3 protein-coding genes are annotated in these 2,767 nt (G+C 59.1%); 1 reads left to right on the top strand and 2 read right to left on the bottom strand.

The window, feature by feature from the left end:
• Nucleotides 1-1,314 (bottom strand): RNB domain-containing ribonuclease (locus tag NW837_RS12460; RefSeq protein WP_414331947.1); only part of this gene is annotated, 1,314 nt, incomplete at its 3' end.
• A 67-nt stretch (nt 1,315-1,381) separates the two neighbouring features.
• The gene (gene phoU, locus NW837_RS12455) at nt 1,382-2,023 is read right to left on the bottom strand and encodes a phosphate signaling complex protein PhoU (RefSeq protein ID WP_414331946.1); all 642 of its coding nucleotides are present in this window, start codon (nt 2,021-2,023) and stop codon (nt 1,382-1,384) included.
• Between the two features lie 208 nt (nt 2,024-2,231).
• Between phoU and NW837_RS12450 the strand changes: the two genes are divergently transcribed.
• Nucleotides 2,232-2,767 (top strand): four-carbon acid sugar kinase family protein (locus NW837_RS12450; RefSeq protein WP_414331944.1); only part of this gene is annotated, 536 nt, incomplete at its 3' end.

The following is a 2,767-nucleotide window of genomic DNA, read 5'->3' as shown; positions in this document are numbered from 1 at the left end:
GTAGCCGCTTTCATCGGCAGAGTGGGGAGTGAGCAAATCCAACAGGGGCAGGTCAAATCCCCCCGCCTGGTGACGTTTGGCCCGCAGGATCTGGCTAAGGCGCAGCAGGTTTTGCAGCAGGGCCATCAACTCCGGCACTTCTTCGTCGGGGCCCAAGTCGGCGGTGGTGGCCAAAAGAGCCTGCACCTGACCATAGGACAGGTGAGCCCGCGATTGCACCAGGCTGGGGTAAATCTCGAAGTTTTGTACCACCCCTTCTGGGTCGAGGGTCACTAGCAGTGAATAGGCCAAGCGCTCCTGCTGTGGCAACAGAGCCAGGCGGTTGTGCACCTCCGGCGGAAAGAGAGGCAGCACCATCGTATCGAGGTAGACGGTGGCCGTCCGCTGCTGAGCCTCTTGCTCCAAGGGGTGGTCGGGATCCAGCCAATGGGCCACGTCGGCAATGTGGATCCCCAGCAGCCAGTGGTCATTCTCTTGCCGCTGCAAGGAAACAGCCACGTTGGGTTCCAAGCCGTGGGGATGCTGCAGATCCAAAGGCTCCAAAGTGATGCAAAACCAATCGCGCAGATCGCGGCGGCCCTTTTGGTCAGAGCGGCTGAGCTTTTTGGGCAGAGCTGCTGCTGCCTCCAACACCGGGGCGGGAAACTCCTGCGGTAGGTCGTACTTGCAACAGACCAAATCTGCATCGATGGAGGCTTCTGGGCCGTCGCCCAAGATTTTGCGAATGGTTCCGGTTGGGGGTAGATCCCCCAGCGGGTAGCGATCCACCTCCACATAGGCCACCCGCCCCTCTGCCAGCTCGACAGGGGATCCCTCCGTCAGGGCCAGCTCGAACAGCAGCCGGTCGTCCAAGGGCACCACCCGAAAACCCTGTTCCGTCTGTTTGAGGCGACCCACCAGGGCAGAATTGGCCCGCTCCACAACGGCCACCACCTCTCCTTCTGGACTGCGGCGACGGTTGCCATCTTTGGTGACCCGCGCCAACACCTGATCCCCATTCCAGGCGCCGCTGAGGTTGCTGCCGTGGATGTACACATCCTCCACCCCCGGCTCGTCCCGAATGGCGAAGCAAAAGCCTTTGCTGGAACAGCGCAAACGCCCCACCACCAAAGATTCGTCCGGCTTGCGCCGATAGCGAGGGGGATCCCCGGATCGTTCCAGAAACCCAGCCCGCACCAGGCCATCTAGGGCAATCTCCAGCATTTCCGGCGCTTCTGGGTCGGCGGACTGCAAGAGAGCAAGAAGAGTATCTTTGTCGGTCAATTGCTCGGGAGGCTGAGAGAGAAAATGCTGAAAAATTCGAGAGAAGTCCATTTTGGGTATTGGCAAAAGAGGAGAGAAGAAGAGGGGTTAAGACATCACAAGACCCAACCCGTTGGCGTTAGTCACGCTGGCCGGTGACGATAAAAGCTACCCGCTGACCGATGTTGGTGCTGTGGTCGGCCAGACGCTCCAGGTAACGGATCGCCAGCAACATCAATAGAATAGGCTCGACCGATCCGCGAATGTCAGACTGCTGCGCCAACGTATTGTAAAGGTTAGTGTAATCTTCATCAACGGCGTCGTCTTCCCGCTTCAGTTGTCGGCCCAGGTCGGCGTCCAATTCTGTCAGGGCCACCAGGCTGTGGCTGAGCATTTTCTGGCAGCGCTGCATCATCACCTGAATACGACCCAGCTCCGGGGGCGGCGGGTACATGACCAAGCGCAGGGCCACTTCGGCCAAATCTTTGGCGTAGTCGCCAATCCGCTCCAGATCGCGTACCAGTTGCATCAGGGTGCTGATCCAGCGCAGATCCCGCGCCACTGGGGAGCGCAAGGCGATCAAGTTAATACAGTCTTTCTCGATTTGACGATAAAAGCGGTCAACTTGCTTGTCTTGAGCAATAGCCTGTTCGGCAGCGACCAAGTTCTGTTCAAACAGGGCCTGCTGGGCCAAGACCACCGATTTTTCCACTAATGCCCCCATACGCAGCACATCCTGCTGAATCCGCTTAATCTGAAGTTGCAGCTCAGCTTGCCCCATGGCTTTCTCCCATGGATGTGGGCAGGGGGGGGAAGGGTTGCAGTTGTTTTGGATCACCAGAGCCAGCTGATCTCAATCATGGCAAACTTCGCCTGGAATAGGGGCAGGGAAGATGGCCAACTTGGGGGAAGATGAAAATAGCGGTTGCCCTTTGAGGGGGATTCGTCTGTCTGGAGTTCTCGGGTTGCTTTGTCATTGAGACGGTCTCATGGCTCTCCCCCCTATCGTTGTGTTGGACGATGATCCCACTGGATCCCAAACCGTTCACAGTTGCTTGCTCCTCACCCGCTGGGATCCGCAGACTTTGAAGCTGGGGTTGCAGGATAGCTCGCCAATTCGCTTTATCCTCACCAACACCCGATCCCTGCCGCCGGCCAAGGCCGAAGAGGTGACGCGGTCGGTCTGCCGGGCCCTCAAGCAGGCCATGGGGGAGCTGGGGTGGGAGCGGGCCCTTTTTGTTAGCCGCTCCGACTCGACGCTGCGGGGGCATTACCCCTTGGAAACGGATGTGATGGCAGCGGAGCTGGGGCCCTTCGATGCCCATTTTCTGGTGCCGGCCTTTTTTGAGGGAGGGCGCATCACCCGCAACAGTGTCCACTACCTACGGGTGGGGGAGCGCTGGGTGCCGGTGCATGAGACGGAGTTTGCTCGGGATGCGGTGTTTGGCTACCACCACAGCTATTTGCCGGACTATGTGCAGGAGAAAACCCAGGGGCGGATCCGGGCTGAGCAGGTGGAGCGATT

This window comes from Synechococcus sp. R6-10 (genome assembly GCF_047461815.1).
Lineage (GTDB): Bacteria > Cyanobacteriota > Cyanobacteriia > Thermostichales > Thermostichaceae > Thermostichus.
The sequence above is the reverse complement of the archived record's forward strand: the minus strand, read 5'-3'. Positions and strand labels throughout refer to the sequence as shown.

Coding starts and splice junctions, on each gene's coding strand:
- phoU (WP_414331946.1), bottom strand. CDS start 2,023: ATGGGGCAAGCTGAGCTGCAACTTCAGATTAAGCGGATTCAGCAGGAT.